11 protein-coding genes are annotated in these 14,938 nt (G+C 62.4%); 7 read left to right on the forward strand and 4 right to left on the reverse strand.

All coding sequences use genetic code 11. The features are described from left to right. Positions 1-428: 428 nt before the first annotated feature. The 7 genes from F3H41_RS12610 (at position 429) to F3H41_RS12640 (ending at position 10,199) form a co-directional block, all read left to right on the forward strand. Positions 429-3,890 (forward strand): response regulator, encoded by a 3,462-nt coding sequence (locus tag F3H41_RS12610; protein WP_149739044.1) that lies wholly within the window; start codon positions 429-431, stop codon positions 3,888-3,890. Then, entirely contained in the window at positions 3,887-4,729 is an 843-nt protein-coding gene (locus tag F3H41_RS12615; protein WP_149739045.1) for a CheR family methyltransferase, read from the forward strand. The genes F3H41_RS12610 and F3H41_RS12615 overlap by 4 nt, the downstream gene beginning before the upstream one ends. Continuing rightward, the gene (locus F3H41_RS12620; RefSeq protein WP_149739046.1) at positions 4,726-5,298 is read left to right on the forward strand and encodes a chemotaxis protein CheB; all 573 of its coding nucleotides are present in this window, start codon (positions 4,726-4,728) and stop codon (positions 5,296-5,298) included. The genes F3H41_RS12615 and F3H41_RS12620 overlap by 4 nt, the downstream gene beginning before the upstream one ends. Beyond that, a complete protein-coding gene (locus F3H41_RS12625) occupies positions 5,295-6,422 on the forward strand; it encodes a hybrid sensor histidine kinase/response regulator (RefSeq protein ID WP_149739047.1) in 1,128 nt (375 codons plus the stop codon). Before F3H41_RS12620 ends, F3H41_RS12625 begins: the two co-directional genes overlap by 4 nt. Before the next feature lie 228 nt (positions 6,423-6,650). Continuing rightward, positions 6,651-6,944 (forward strand): hypothetical protein, encoded by a 294-nt coding sequence (locus tag F3H41_RS12630; protein ID WP_149739048.1) that lies wholly within the window; start codon positions 6,651-6,653, stop codon positions 6,942-6,944. 41 nt (positions 6,945-6,985) lie between these two features. After that, positions 6,986-9,652 (forward strand): DNA ligase D, encoded by a 2,667-nt coding sequence (gene ligD, locus F3H41_RS12635; protein ID WP_149739049.1) that lies wholly within the window; start codon positions 6,986-6,988, stop codon positions 9,650-9,652. A 10-nt stretch (positions 9,653-9,662) separates the two neighbouring features. Further along, positions 9,663-10,199 (forward strand): DUF4334 domain-containing protein, encoded by a 537-nt coding sequence (locus tag F3H41_RS12640; protein WP_149739050.1) that lies wholly within the window; start codon positions 9,663-9,665, stop codon positions 10,197-10,199. A 34-nt stretch (positions 10,200-10,233) separates the two neighbouring features. Here the strand turns inward: F3H41_RS12640 and F3H41_RS12645 are convergent, their stop codons facing one another. The 4 genes from F3H41_RS12645 to gspD all read right to left on the reverse strand — a co-directional run bounded on the left by F3H41_RS12645 (position 10,234) and on the right by gspD (position 14,842). Further along, positions 10,234-11,052, reverse strand: a complete 819-nt coding sequence (locus F3H41_RS12645; RefSeq protein WP_149739051.1) for a Ku protein — start codon at positions 11,050-11,052, stop codon at positions 10,234-10,236. Positions 11,053-11,055: 3 nt separating this feature from the next. Next, positions 11,056-11,946, reverse strand: coding sequence for a Ku protein (locus F3H41_RS12650; RefSeq protein ID WP_149739052.1), 891 nt, complete (start codon positions 11,944-11,946; stop codon positions 11,056-11,058). A gap of 134 nt (positions 11,947-12,080) precedes the next feature. After that, positions 12,081-13,058, reverse strand: a complete 978-nt coding sequence (locus F3H41_RS12655; RefSeq protein ID WP_149739053.1) for a type II secretion system protein GspK — start codon at positions 13,056-13,058, stop codon at positions 12,081-12,083. Further along, on the reverse strand, positions 13,055-14,842 hold the full coding sequence (gene gspD, locus F3H41_RS12660) for a type II secretion system secretin GspD (RefSeq protein ID WP_188129450.1): 1,788 nt from the start codon (positions 14,840-14,842) through the stop codon (positions 13,055-13,057). The genes F3H41_RS12655 and gspD overlap by 4 nt, the downstream gene beginning before the upstream one ends. Positions 14,843-14,938: the final 96 nt, after the last annotated feature.

The following is a 14,938-nucleotide window of genomic DNA, read 5'->3' on the forward strand; positions in this document are numbered from 1 at the left end:
AGCATCCTCCGACATCCTACCGGTTTACGGGCGCGCTAGCGCGATGGATCAAGAGAAGCGGCAGTCCTCCTGTGAGTTCCACGAGCGTTGCCGGAGAATGTGCGCTCGATGCGAAGCGGCACGTCGTTGCAATGGAAGGTTGAAATTTTCGTCTGGCGCGGCACGCGTCGCGATTTCTGTGTCCAAATTTGCAGGAGGATGCAAAATGAAGAAGAAAATCTGACGGTCTGGCCTATGTTCCACCAACGTAAGATGCAGCAATCGCTTGCTTCATACAGGTGGGGGAGACGATCAGCCGGCAAACGATTCATGCCGGTTGATCGATGTGCGCGAGGCTCGACCTTTAGGGGGCGGTTTCCCGACGCTGCACCCGGTTGAGACCGCTTGCTGTATCGTTCTTCAGGAACAGGAACGCCCGGATTTAAAGAATGCACAGAAAGAACGCTTCCGCTCGCCTGACAGGGGGTCTCGGGCTCGACCCGCTGGTCGCGACCGGGCTTGCCGCTGCCCTCCTGTTTTTCATCATCAGCGCCGCGACGGGGCTCTATACGACCAAGTCGCTGCAGACCAACAATCTGCGCGTCGTACAGACCCATGATCTCATCGTTGCCATCGGCCAACTGCAATCGGAAATGCAGGATGCGGAAACGGGTCAGCGGGGCTATCTGCTGACGGGAGATGAGCGTTACCTCGAGCCGTTCGAACAGGCAAAGGTGCAGATCGTCAGCCGTCTGGCAGCTCTGGATGGCCTTGTTTCGCAAAGCCCGTTTCAAAGCCGGCGGCTCGGCGATCTCAGGGCTCACATCAAAACCAAGTTCGACGAGCTGGAGCGCACAATCGACCTGAAGCGGACCGGCGACGCGGCGGGAGCCCTGCAACTCGTGAATTCCGATCTCGGCAAGCGCGCCATGGACTCCATCCGGGCGACGGTCGCCGATATGCGCGCGGAAGAGACGCGCCAGCGGGCCGAGCGTCTTGTCGACATGGGCCGGTCCTATACGGCCGCCTACGCCGTCGTCATCAGCACCGCCGTGCTCGGCTTGGCCCTGACCCTCGTGATCGGCGTCCTGCTGCGGCGTCTTACCCTGGCGCGGCGGCGGCAGGAGTGGTTGCAGCGCGGCCAGGTCGGCCTCGGCCAGTCCGTCATCGGCGACCGGAACACGGATGCGCTGAGCGAAAGCATCCTGCGCTATCTGACCGATTACGTCGGTGCCGTTGCCGGCATCATGTATGTGAGGACCGAGGACGGATTTCAGCGCAGCGCCACCTTCGGCGTTCCCGAGACAACGGTCGTTCCGCAGCGGATCGGCCGCAATGACGGGCTCTATGCGCATGTGCTTACCGATCCGCGCCCAATCGTCGTCGGGCAGGTGCCGGATGGCTATATCAGTTTCGGCTCCGGACTTGGCCGCGACAAGCCCGCTTTCCTGACGCTCTCGCCCGCCAGCATCGATGGCGAGATCCGCGCCGTCTACGAGCTCGGCTTCCTGAACGGCGTGCCCGATCACGTGCTGGAACTCTTCGACCAATCCTCTTCGACCATCGCAACGGCCATACGCTCGGCCGAGTTCCGCACCCAGCTGCAACGCCTCCTCACCGAAACTCAGCGTCAGGCGGAGGAGTTGCAGGTGCAGGGCGAGGAACTGCGCGTGTCCAACGAGGAGCTGGAGGAGCAGGGCAAGGCGCTGAAAGAAAGCCAGGCGCGCCTCGAACAGCAGCAGGTGGAGCTGGAACAGACCAACTCGCAGCTCGAGGAACAGGCGCGCGAATTGGAGCGCCAGCGCGATGATCTGGAAATGGCCAACGATGCCATCCAGGCCAAGGCGCGGGAGGTGGAACAGGCCAGCCGCTACAAGTCCGACTTCCTCGCCAACATGTCGCATGAGCTGCGCACGCCGCTCAATTCCTCGCTGATCCTTGCCAAGCTTCTCGCCGACAACACAGAGGAAAACCTGACGCCCGAGCAGGTTCGCTATGCGCAGACCATCCAGGCCTCCGGCAACGATCTTCTCAACCTCATCAACGATATTCTCGATCTCTCGAAGATCGAGGCCGGGCATGTGGAGGTTCACGCCGAGCCTGTGCTCGTCGAGCGCATGGTCAAGTCGCTGCAACAGGTCTTCGATCCGCTGGCCTCCAACAAGGGGCTTCAGCTTTCGATCGACGTGGCAGCGGATGTGCCGGTCGTTATCGAGACGGACCAGCAAAGGCTGGAGCAGGTTCTGAGGAATCTCCTGGCAAACGCGATCAAGTTTACCGAAAAGGGTACGGTTTCGCTCCATATCCGTCCGGCGCCCGACGGTCATATCGCGATCTCCGTCACCGACACCGGGATCGGCATTGCGGAAGACCAGCAGAAGCGAATTTTCGAGGCGTTTCACCAGGCCGACAGCACCATCAGCCGCCGTTTCGGCGGGACGGGCCTTGGCCTTTCGATCTCGCGCGAACTCGTCCGGCTTCTCGGCGGGACACTCCATCTGACGAGCCGTGCCGGCGAAGGCAGCACCTTTACGGTTGTCCTGCCCGAGGTCTTCGTCCCCGAGATGGCCGCGAGGCCCGCGCCTGCCATGATCCCTGCGCCGCCGGTCATGCCGGAACAGGGCGTTGTGGAATTGCCATTTGCCGCGCCCCCGCGCGCTGCCAGCTCACGCGCTCGTCCACCGGCGATCGTCGAGGATGATCGAAAGCAGGTCAAGGAACAGGGCCGCAAGCTGCTCATCATCGAAGATGACCACAGTTTCTCGATGATCCTGCGCGATCTTGCCCGCGATCTCGACTTCCAGACACTGGTGGCCGGCACCGCGCAGGAAGCGCTGGAGCTCGCGCGTCAGTTCATGCCAAGCGCCATCGTGCTCGATGTCGGCCTTCCCGATCAATCCGGCCTTTCGGTTCTCGACCGGCTTAAAAGCGACGTGCGGACCCGTCACATCCCCATCCACATCATTTCGGCCGACGACTACACGGAGAGGGCCCTGTCGCTCGGCGCGGTCGGCTATGCGCTGAAGCCGGTCCAGCGTGAGCAGCTCGTCGATGTCCTGAAATCGCTCGATGCGAAGATCTCGCAGAATGTGCGCCGGGTCCTGATCGTCGAGGACAATGATGTCCAGCGCGATGCGGTGGCCAAGCTGATCGGCTCGCCCGAGGTCGAGACGATCTGCGCGGCGACCGCGGCCGAATGCCTGGCGCTTCTGCGTGAGCAGACCTTCGATTGCATGGTGCTCGATCTGTCGCTGCCGGATGCCTCTGGCTATGCGCTCCTTGAAACGATCAGCCAAGACAGCGCCCATTCCTTCCCGCCTGTCATCGTCTATACCGGCCGCGTGCTGACGACCGAGGAAGAACAAAAGCTGCGCCGCTATTCGAAATCGATCATCATCAAGGGCGCGAAGTCCCCCGAGCGCCTGCTGGATGAAGTCACGCTGTTCCTCCATCAGGTCGTCTCCGACCTGCCGGACGAACAGCAGAAGATGATCCGTCGGGCGCGCAACCGGGATGCGCTGCTGGAGGGACGGCGCATCCTGGTCGTCGAGGACGACGTGCGCAACGTCTATGCCCTCACCAACATTCTCGAGCCGCGCGGAGCCGTGGTGGAGATCGCCCGAAACGGCGAGGAGGCCTTGCAGAAGCTCGAACAGTCCCGCCAGTCCGTCGACAAGAAAATCGACCTCGTGCTGATGGATGTCATGATGCCGATCATGGATGGCCTGACCGCCACCCGTCATATCCGGAAGATCCCGGATTTCGCCAAGCTTCCGGTCATCACGCTCACCGCCAAGGCCATGCCCGATGATCAGCAGCGCTGCATTGAGGCGGGCGCCAACGATTACATGGCCAAGCCGCTCGACGTCGAAAAGCTGCTTTCTCTCGTTCGCGTCTGGATGCCGCAATGAGCGAGACGGTGCAGACATTCGAAAAGATCGAGGATATCGAGATCCGCCTGCTGCTGGAGGCGCTCTTCCATCGCTATCACTATGACTTCCGCAGTTATGCGATGTCGTCGGTGCGCCGGCGACTGCGCCAGGCGCGTGAGCAGCTCGGTTTTCCTACCATTTCCGCTATGCAGGAGCGGGCGCTGCACGATCCCGCCATGCTGCCGCAATTGCTGCGTTATCTCACGGTGCAGGTCAGCGAGATGTTTCGCGATCCCACCTATTTCCGCGCCGTTCGCGAAAAGGTCGTCCCGCACCTCAAGACCTATCCGTCCTTGAAAGTCTGGATCGCGGGGTGCAGCGCGGGCGAGGAGCTTTATTCCTTCGTCATCCTGTTTCGCGAAGAGGGGCTGGAGGATCGGACGCTCTTTTATGCCACCGACATCAATCCCGAAGCGTTGGCGCAGGCGGAAGCTGGCGTCTACGATATCGATCGCATCCGGCTTTTTACCGAAAACCATCGCCTCTCGGGCGGCCGGACGTCTTTGTCGGACTACTATCACACCGGGTACAATCGCTGCGTTTTCGACAAGAGCCTGAGGCGCAATGTCGTGTTTTCCGATCATAGCCTCGTGACGGACCAGGTGTTCGGAGAGATGCACCTGGTCTCCTGCCGCAATGTGATGATCTATTTCGATCGAGCGCTGCAGGATCGCGCGATCGGCCTTTTCCGCGATGCTTTGCCGCGCAACGGCTTTTTGGGACTTGGTGCGAAGGAAACGCTGCGCTTTTCCGCCCACGAGGGCTCCTTCCGCGCCTTCGTGCGCGAGGAGAAGATCTACCAGAGGACCGATCCATGAGCGGTGCTTCTCCCGCAGCCGTGATGATCGGCGCATCGGCGGGTGCCCTGGAAGCGCTCGGCACTATCCTGCCCTCGCTTCGGCCCGATTTTCCGCTTCCGATCTTCATCATCGTGCACGTGCCGCCCGGCAAGCGCAGTGTGCTCGCCGCTATCTTTGCCGCGCGCACGCCGCTCAATGTCATCGAGCCCGAGGACAAGGAGCCGATCGAGCCCGGCACGATCTATGTGGCGCCGCCGGACTATCACCTGCTGATCGAGGATCCGCACACGATCGCATTGTCCAACGAGGAGCAGGTCCTGTTTTCGCGCCCTTCGATCGATGTCTCCTTCGAAAGTGCCGTCGATGTCTGGGGCGGCGGGCTGGTCGGTGTTGTCCTGACAGGCGCCAATCAGGACGGCGCGCGGGGACTTGCCGCCATCCAGCGCGCCGGCGGCATGGCCATCGTCCAGGACCCCGAAACGGCCTATGCCCGCGCCATGCCCGACGCCGCCATCGCCGCCTGCCAGGGCGCCCGCATTCTCGCGCTGAGTGACATCGCGCCCTACCTTTCGAGTATAGCCCCATGAACACGCCGGTCAAATTCCTGCTCGTCGATGATCTGCCGGAAAACCTCCTTTCCCTGGAAGCACTGCTGCGACGGGATGACCTGATCCTGCTCAAGGCGCGCTCGGGTGACGAGGCGCTGGAACTCCTCCTGCAGCACGATGTGGCGCTCGCGCTCCTTGATGTGCAGATGCCGGGCCTTGACGGTTTCGAACTCGCCGAGCTGATGCGCGGCAATGAGCGGACGCGCCGTATCCCCATCATCTTCCTGACGGCAGGTTCGCACAGCGCAGAGCGCCGTTTCCAGGGATACGAGGCAGGTGCGGTCGACTTCATCCAAAAGCCGATCGAGCCGGATATCCTGCGCAGCAAGACGGACGTCTTCTTCGAGATCTACCGGCAGCGCCAGATGATCGCTGCCCAGCGCGACCAGCTTGCCGCGCAGGCTGCAGCACTGCAAATCGCCGACCGCAAGAAGGACGAGTTCCTGGCCATCCTTGCCCATGAGCTGCGCAATCCGCTGGCAGCGCTCAGCGGTGGCCTTCGCCTGCTCTTGCGCGCGCCGACCGGCCCTCGCGCGCAGGAAATCGGGACGCTCATGGAGGGGCAGATGCGCCATGTGGTGCGGCTGGTTGATGATCTCCTGGACGTCTCGCGGATCACGGAGGGCAAGATCCAGCTCTTGGCCGAGCGTTTCGATCTGCGCGATGCGCTGACGGCCGCGGCGACAATGGCGCGGTCCAACATCGAGGCCAAGCAGCATGATCTGCATCTTGCCGGACTCGCGGAACCCCTGATGGTTGTCGCCGATCAGGTGCGGATCACCCAGTGCATCGCCAATCTCCTGAACAATGCCGCCAAATACACGCCTTCCGGCGGGCACATCGAAGCCGGCATCGCAACGCGCGGCGAGACAGTCGTCATTCGTGTGGCGGACACGGGCTTCGGCCTTGATGCGGCCGAACTCGGTACGATCTTCGACATGTTCACACAGATCCGCGGCCATCTGGAACACGCCCGCGGCGGCCTCGGCATCGGTCTTGCTCTCGTCAAGCAACTGGTCGAACTGCACGGGGGGACGATCACAGTCGCCAGCCCCGGCCGCGGCCAGGGCGCGACGTTTGAAATTGTCCTGCCGCGGACCTGAGGGCCGGCTGGATCGACGATCCAAGGGCGCGCTACTGCTTGACGCGCCCGGACTTCGATTGGCCGCAAGCGAAAGGGTCACCAGAAGGAGACCCTTGAGTGCCTGCGACAAAAGCCAGCGATCTGGCTCCCTGACGTCTCCTTCTGCGAAGAGATCGTCAAAAACGCTGGAAACATCGGGCCCTTCCGCGAGTTTGGTTGTCTCTCGCAGCTTAGAAGGAGCTCCATCATGTCCGACACCGCCACCACAACGATCCGCGCCATCTTCGAAACCCGGGAGGCAGCCGAACTTGCTGTCGAACATCTGGTGCAGCAACACGGCATTTCCCGTCCCGATGTCTTTGTCCAGTCCGCATCCGACAGCAACACGACGGGAACGCAGGCCTCTCGCGGCGATGTCGAGCGCAGTGATGCGCCGCACGAAGGCGATATCGAGGTTTCCGCGGATATCCGGGCAGACCTTGTTTCGGCCGTGCAGCGCAGTTTCGGCGATGTCGGCGCCATTAGGGTTTCGGGCGCCTGACCGGTTCCGACAACCGCGCCGTTCTTTAAAGGTCCTGGGTCATGGCCGACACGCTTTCTACCTACCGTGCCAAGCGCGATTTTCAAAAGACCGGCGAACCGAGCGGTGCCGTCAAGATCAAGGCAGCCAAGCGCGCCCGCTTCGTGATTCAGAAGCACGATGCCAGCCGCCTGCACTACGACCTGCGGCTCGAAGTGGACGGCGTCTTCAAGTCCTGGGCGGTAACACGCGGTCCGTCCCTCGATCCGCATGACAGGCGGCTTGCCGTGGAGGTGGAGGATCACCCGCTCGATTACGGCGATTTCGAGGGCACCATCCCGAAAGGCCAATATGGCGCTGGAACCGTGATGCTGTGGGATCGAGGCTACTGGGATCCGGAGGGTGAGCAAACGCCCGAGGCGGCGCTGGCAAAGGGCGAACTGAAGTTCACCCTCGACGGCGACCGGCTGAAGGGAAGCTTTGTGCTGGTGCGCATGCGCAAGGACCGGGAGGGCGGCAAACGCACCAACTGGCTGCTGATCAAACATCACGACGACCACGCCGTCGAGGAGGAGGGGGATGCTGTCCTCAAGCGCGACGCCACATCGGTCGCATCCGGCCGGACCATGGAGGCCATCGCTGCCGGCAAGGGGCGCAAGCCGAAGCCCTTCATGCTGACCGCCGCGGCTGTCGCGGCCGATGCGGTCTGGGACAGCAGCGAGGGGCTGGCGGCCGAGGAGCGCAAGCCCGCTGGGCGAAAGAGCGGGCGAAAGGCAAAGCCGAAGTCTTCGAAACGTATAGCGGCCGGTGCGAGCAAGGCTGCATCCATGCCGGCTTTCATCCCGCCCCAACTCTGCCAGTCCCTCGATCGCCCGCCCTCCGGCGCCGGCTGGCTACACGAGATCAAGTTCGACGGGTACCGCATCCAGATGCGGATCGAAAAGGGCGAGGTGTCGCTGAAAACCCGCAAGGGACTCGATTGGACAGCACGCTGGCCGGCCATTGCCGAAGCTGCCGCCCTACTTTCGGACTGCATTATCGATGGCGAGATCTGTGCGCTGGACGAGAGCGGCGCCCCGGATTTTGCTGCGCTGCAGGCAGCGCTTTCGGAGCGGAAGACCGACGATCTCGTCTTTTTCGGATTCGACCTGCTTTTTTCCGGACATGACGATCTGAGGGAGCGCCCGCTGGCAGAGCGCAAGCAGGAGCTTGCGGCGCTGATGGCCGATGCGAACGGCGATCCGCGCTTGCGTTTTGTCGAGCATTTCGAGACCGGAGGCGATGCGGTGCTCAAATCCGCTTGTCGGCTTTCGCTGGAGGGGATCGTCTCGAAGAAGGCCGATGCGCCGTATATCTCCGGGCGCAGCGACACATGGGCCAAGTCGAAGTGCAGGGCCGGCCACGAGGTTGTGATCGGTGGCTATGCCACGACCGATGGCCGGTTCCGGTCGCTTCTCGTCGGCGTGAACCGCGCCAGTCATTTCGTCTATGTCGGCCGCGTCGGCACGGGCTATGGCGCGGCGGTGGTCAAAAAGCTCCTGCCAATCCTTGAGGCGCATGAAGCGTCTACCTCGCCCTTTACCGGAATCGGCGCGCCGAAGAAGACGCCCGACATCACCTGGCTGAAGCCGGACCTCGTTGCCGAGATCGAATTTGCCGGTTGGACGGCGGACGGACAGGTGCGCCAGGCAGCCTTCAAGGGGCTGCGGGAAGACAAGCCGGCGGGCGAGGTCGAAGCGGATATGCCGATCTCGCCGGAGATGGCCGATACCCCGGAGCCGCAACCGGCATTTGCGGAGACGAAGCGCCGCAAGGGCGGCAAGGCCGACATCATGGGCGTCATGATCTCGAACCCGGACAAGCCGCTCTGGCCCGATGCCGGTGACGACCGCCCCGTGACGAAGGAGGAGCTAGCCCGCTACCAGGAGGCCGTCGGACCCTGGCTGATCGACCACGTCAGGGGACGACCCTGCTCGATCCTGCGTGCGCCGGACGGGATCGACGGCGAGCGCTTCTTCCAGCGCCACGCCATGCCGGGAACGTCGAACCTCCTCGAACTCGTCAAGGTTTCCGGCGACCGCAAGCCCTATCTTGAGGTCGATCGCGCCGAAGGTCTCGTCGCCATTGCCCAGATTGGCGGCATCGAGCTGCATCCTTGGAACAGCGCTCCCGGAAAGCCCGATGTGCCGGGCCGTCTCGTCTTCGATCTCGATCCTGGCCCGGACGTGCCCTTTTCCGCCGTCGTGGAAGCCGCACGCGCGCTTCGGGATCGGTTGCAAGACCTGGGGCTGATAAGCTTCTGCAAGACGACGGGCGGCAAGGGGCTGCATGTCGTCACGCCGCTTGCGGTCAATGCGCGCAAGCCGTTGGCCTGGGACGCTGCGAAGGCCTTTGCCCGTAATGTCTGCGCGGCGATGGCGGACGAGGAGCCGGATCGCTATCTCATCAAGATGACCAAGCGCCTGCGCAAAGGCCGCATCTTCCTCGACTATCTGCGCAACGATCGCTTGGCCACCGCCGTGGCACCCCTCTCGCCGCGTGCGCGGCCCGGCGCGACTGTCTCCATGCCGCTGACGTGGACGCAGGTGAGGACAGATCTTGATCCGACACGCTTCACGATTCGAACAGTTCCGGGCCTTCTCGCAAAGACCGCTGCATGGCAGGACTATGGCGAGGCCGCGCGCCCCCTGGAGCAGGCGATCGAGCGACTTGCGAAGACAACAGAGTGAGAATGAGCAAATGGAAGAACACGGGAAGAACGGGCACACGGCATTGGACCAGTTCCGCGCGCTGCCTGCCGTTGAGCCCGCTGAGCTCGTTGGGCTCTGGCAGGGCCGTGGAATTGTCACCGGTCATCCGTTCGACGGCGTCCTCGAAAACCTTGGCTGGTTCGGCAAGCGGTTCATGGCGGATCTGAAGGCGGATCCATTGCTGTTTCGATCCGGGGAACGGCGTCTAACGGCGGTCGATCCCGTCTACGTGCCGTTGAAGCTCGCGCTCCGCTTCCACCGATTTGGCCGGACAAACGCAGCGAGCAACCTCTTCTCCTATTTGCAGCGCCGCCTCGGCGCCCGTGGCCCGGCCGCCACGGTCCGCCTCCTGCCGTTCGAAGGCGCGACCAGCACGGCCATGGTCTATGATCGCCAGCCGATCACCGACCACTTCCGTCGGATCGATCAGGACAGGCTGATGGGCGTGATGGTCATCAAGGATGATCCGCGCCGCTATGTCTTCACCCTTGAACGCGTGGCGGAGCCGGTCAGGATGCGGACCTGATCCGCCCACGGTGGGCACACAGGATGAGATGTTCTCATCCCGCCTTGCGCGACTTAAGCTCCTTGGCCACCGATTTCTTCAGGGCATCCATGATGTCGATGACATTGCTCTTCTCTGCGCTCTTGCCCGCGGATTTGGACGTCTTGGCCCTTGAGGTCTTATTCGCCTTCTTCTTCCGCGCGATCAGTTTCAAGAGGCTTTCCTGAATGGGATCAGCGGCCATCTCCGGCGACCAGTCCTTCATCCGTTTTTTGATCACGGTAGCAAGCGCGGAGACTGCCTTTTCGTTCGATGCGGCGTCGATGCCCTCGAAATACTCAGACTCCGGCCGGACCTCGTCGCCAAAGCGCAGGGCCCACACGACAATGCCTTCGCCCCGCGGTTCGAGCACGATGGCGCGCTCGCGGCGTCCGAGGACCAGGCGCGAGATTCCCACGACGTCTTCCGCCTGCATGGCTTTGAGGATCACCGCGAAGGCCTCGCCACCGATCTTGCCGTTCGCCGTCAGGTAATGGGGTGTCTCCAGATAGATCCAGTCGATGCTGTCACGCGGGACGAATTTTTCGATATCGATGGTGCGCACCGTGTCGAGTTCGACGCCTTCGAGGTCCTCGTCCGTCAAAATGATGTAGTCATCTTCGCCCCGCTCGTAGCCGCGCGCTTCATTCTTCTGCTTCACGGGCTTGCCGGTGGCACTGTCGATGTACTGCGAAACGACCCGGTTTCCTGTGTCACGGTTCATGGTATGGAAACGGACCTTTTCGGACCCTGTTGTCGCAGGGGTCATCGCCACCGGGCAGGTAACGAGCGACAGCTTGAGGTAGCCTTTCCAATACGGGCGCTGTTCGGCCATCGTTCAGCTCACCTTCTTGCGGGTTGTTTTGGACGGTGTCTTCGAAGACTTCGACGCGGCCGGCTTCTTTCCGGCATTGGCGTTGGCTGCCTTTGGCTTCTTCTTCGCAGCGGGCTTGTCCATGCCCGCACTTTCGCGCAAGGCTTGCAGGAGGTCACCGGGCTTGGAGACTTTCACGGGCTTTGGCTTGGGAATGGCCCTGCCCTCCGCCTTGGCCTTGACGAGGGCGGCGAGCGCCTCTTCGTAGCGATCATCGAAGCCTGCCGGATCGAACTGTCCCTTTTTCGTGTTGATGATGTGCTTGGCAAGGTCGAGCATTTCGGGGTCGACCTTGATCCTCGCCACCTGCTTGAAAGCTTCTTCGGAGGAGCGGACCTCGTAGTCGAAGTTAAGCGTGGTGGCGATCAGGCCCGCGCCGTGCGCCCGGATCAGCACCGTGCGCATCCTTCGAAAAAGGACCGTCCGCGCGATGGCCGTCGTCTCGGTCTTGAGCAGCGCATCGCGAATACTGGCGAAGGCCTCGTGATCGGCATCTTCGACCGGTACGAGATAATAGGGCTTGTCGAAATAGATGTCGTCGATCCCGTCGCAGGAGACGAAGGCTTCGGCTTCGAGAGTCTTGTCGGCATCCGGCACCACGGCCCCCACATCTTCGGGGTCGATCATGACATGGTCGCCATTTCCGAGCTCGAAGCCCTTGACCTGCTGGTCGCGTTCCACCACTTCGCCGGTTTCGCTGTCAACGAACTGGCGCTTCAGACGATTGCCGGTCGCAGCATTGATCATGTGGAAGCTGATCCGCTCGGCGGTCGATGCGGCCGTGTAAAGACCGACCGCACAACTGAGTCCGCCGATCTCCAGGTGACCCTTCCACTGCGCCCGATGTGCCGCCATGTTCGCTCTCCGCTGATTCAGAAAACAAACCGTTGGTGCGCTGCATTGGTTCCGTCGTCGGTCGCAACGTGTGCAGATCGCCCAGCATTCGGTGACAGCCGCGCGCGTCGAATCTCAAAAGACCGCGACATTCGTCACCTGGTGCGGCTCTGATCCAGTCTGGAGTGACCGACTGCGCTGCAAAGACTGGCGTCCGACACCGCAAGCGTTTGGCCAGCGGCTTCGGGCGGGCCTGCCATGTCGTTACGGGCCCATTTGAGGAACTGCGGCAGTCCGTTTTCGCCGCCGACTGCTATCGTTGCGGTTCTCGACGCCGTTGCGCGGCCGGGTGCCCTCAGTTCGATCATGACCGCGAAGCGGGTTTGACGACTGGGTGAGAGCCAGCGGGACAGCGCCTCATTGGCGGCGGAGGGGGTTGCGGACAGGCGGTTGATGAGGGTCGGATCGATGCTGGCGCGTGGATTGTTGATGGTGAGGATCGGCGCGATGCGTGCGATCAGCGGCGGCGTTGCTGCGGGGAGCTGCGCAAATTCGCTGACATCGGCGAAAAATGTGTTCTTTGGACGCCAGGGTAGACCGGCGCGCGCATATTCGGCTGCCTCGGCGCCGTAGAGGGGCTGGCTCCTGTCGTCCGGATCGCGGTAGTCGACGATCTGCGCGGCCAATCTCCGGGCATCGGTCTCGTCGATGCCGATGGCGGTCAGGACATCGACGATCATCTCGGGCGGTGCCCCGTTGAGATCGAGCAACATCTCCTGATCGATGGCGGAGACACGAAGCTCAAGATCTCCTTTTTTGCAGGTACCGGTCGTGCCGTCGGGCGGCAGCGAGAAGCGCCCTGTGGCGAGATCGAGGGCGACGAGCCGGGCTGCGCCATCGGCGAGCGTCTGGAGGGCGACAGTCTCTGCGCGATTGCGCTCTTGCAGCACGAAAAGCCGGGCGCGCACCGCGAGGCTGCCGGTCACGGCGACAAAGAGAAGGGCGACGATCAGGACCGATATCAGGACGAAACCGTCGCGCGACGTTTCCTCGGCTGGGCGGAAGGGCAGGCGGGAGCCGAGCGGGTCACCATGACCTGCGCGCTGATCCGCACCTTTGCTGCCCGAGGTCATTCGGTGATCCGCAACAGATCCCAGGTGTTGGAGGTGGACGTCGGCCGCCGATCGATCGTGACGGCACTGAGCCCGTTGCGGAACTCCTCGGTGATGGCCTGGGCATCGTTCTGGTCGCGCATGATCCGGGTCCGGATGAAAATCATCAGTTCCGTGCGCTTTGCCTGGTTGGTGCGATTGCGGAAGGCCGCACCGATGACCGGCAACTTGCCGAGAATGGGAACCGCATCCGTGCTCTTTTGCTGCTGCTCCTGCACGAGACCGCCTATGACAATGCTCTGGCCGTCGCCGACTTCGACCGTGGACGAGACCTTGCGCTGGCGGATTGTCGGAGAATTGATCGTGGATGTCGTGGTGTTGATGACATCGCTGACCTCCTGCTCGATGTCGAGCAGGATGTGGCCGTTGGAACTGATGCGCGGCGTCACGCCGAGAATGACGCCCGTATCCTTCATCTGGATGGAGGTCGTCGTCGTTCCCGTCGTGCTGGAGGTGGCACTTTCGGAGATGACCGGTACCTGGTCACCCACCTGCAGCTTGGCGGTGTGGTTGTCGAGCACCGTGAGCGTCGGGGAGGAAAGCACCTTGACCTGCGTTACGGCCGAGAGCGCATTCAGCACGACGCTGAAGTTTGCGGAGAGCGCCGAATAGGTGAAGCCTGCAAGCCCGCTCTGCACCTGGCCGTTCTCGTCATTGGTGAACTTGAAGACATTGCCGGCACCGAGCGAGTAGCGCAGGCCGAATTTTAGCTGATCGTTCAGCGCCGCTTCGGCAATAACGGCCTCGATGAGCACCTGGCTCGGCATGCGATCGAGCGAGGACAGCACGCCGAGAATGCGGTTGTAGTCGCGCTTGGAGGCGACAATGACGAGCGAATTGTTGGATTCGTCCGCGACAACCGAGACCTCCGTGCCGAGGCCCGTCGGCTGGCTTGCGACGGCGAGCGCGCTGCTGGTCTGCTGCGTGTCGCCGGTCGCCGTCTGGCTGCTTTCCACCGCCGCAGTGATACCGCCACCGCCGAGCGCGCGCTGGAGTACGTTTGCGAGATCCTTGGCATTGCGGTTCTGCACCCGATAGACGAAGGTCTGGCGTGTGCCGTAGCTGGCGGCATCGTCCAGTCGAGCAATGATCGTGCGGGCCCGTTCAAGATAGGCCGGACGCTGGGCAATCACAAGGATGCCCTTCAACTCGCGGCTGGGCAGGAACTTCACGATGCCGGCATCGCCGTCGCCCGATGTCGCGGCGGCAAAGAGGGTCTGCAATTGCTTGACGACGATGGTGGGGTCGGCGCCCGATTCCAGCGGAAAGAGGGAGGCCGACATGCCGCGCATCCAGTCGACGTCGAAGAGGCGGACGGATGAAAGCATGCCGTCGATTTCGGCATTGTTGCCCCTGAGGACAATGATGTTGCGCCGGTCATCGATCTGCATCACGCCTTCCGGCGCATAGGCCTTGATGATATCGGCCATCTGCTTGGCGGCGATGTAGTTGAGGGGTACGATCCGTGCCTGCCTGCCTGCCGAAACCCCTGAAGCATCCGACTGGCCGATCGAACCGGTTTGGATCTGGTCGGTATTCGAGACGAGGAAGGCGCCGCCCTTCTTTTCTATGCCGTAGCCGCGCTCGTTCAAAATGCTCTCGAAGATATCGACAAGCGCCTGCTTGGAGGTGGGGCGCGCCGTCTGGATTGTCACGTTGCCGCTGACACGGTCGGACACCGAGAAATTGCTTTTCAGGATGTCGGCGAAGATGACCTTTGCCACGACAGGAATCGGCGTGTTCACGAGGTTCAGCGTAACCTTGTCACCTTGCGGTTCAAAATGCGGTTGCGGCGCTTCGGCCTGCGGAGAAAGAAGCGCAATTTCGCGGCGCGCCTGGGC

Origin of the sequence: Rhizobium sp. RU20A (genome assembly GCF_900155885.1) — a bacterium.
In the GTDB taxonomy this organism is placed as follows: domain Bacteria; phylum Pseudomonadota; class Alphaproteobacteria; order Rhizobiales; family Rhizobiaceae; genus RU20A.

Coding starts and splice junctions, on each gene's coding strand:
- F3H41_RS12610 (WP_149739044.1), top strand. CDS start 429: ATGCACAGAAAGAACGCTTCCGCTCGCCTGACAGGGGGTCTCGGGCTC.
- F3H41_RS12615 (WP_149739045.1), top strand. CDS start 3,887: ATGAGCGAGACGGTGCAGACATTCGAAAAGATCGAGGATATCGAGATC.
- F3H41_RS12620 (WP_149739046.1), top strand. CDS start 4,726: ATGAGCGGTGCTTCTCCCGCAGCCGTGATGATCGGCGCATCGGCGGGT.
- F3H41_RS12625 (WP_149739047.1), top strand. CDS start 5,295: ATGAACACGCCGGTCAAATTCCTGCTCGTCGATGATCTGCCGGAAAAC.
- F3H41_RS12630 (WP_149739048.1), top strand. CDS start 6,651: ATGTCCGACACCGCCACCACAACGATCCGCGCCATCTTCGAAACCCGG.
- ligD (WP_149739049.1), top strand. CDS start 6,986: ATGGCCGACACGCTTTCTACCTACCGTGCCAAGCGCGATTTTCAAAAG.
- F3H41_RS12640 (WP_149739050.1), top strand. CDS start 9,663: ATGGAAGAACACGGGAAGAACGGGCACACGGCATTGGACCAGTTCCGC.
- F3H41_RS12645 (WP_149739051.1), bottom strand. CDS start 11,052: ATGGCCGAACAGCGCCCGTATTGGAAAGGCTACCTCAAGCTGTCGCTC.
- F3H41_RS12650 (WP_149739052.1), bottom strand. CDS start 11,946: ATGGCGGCACATCGGGCGCAGTGGAAGGGTCACCTGGAGATCGGCGGA.
- F3H41_RS12655 (WP_149739053.1), bottom strand. CDS start 13,058: ATGACCTCGGGCAGCAAAGGTGCGGATCAGCGCGCAGGTCATGGTGAC.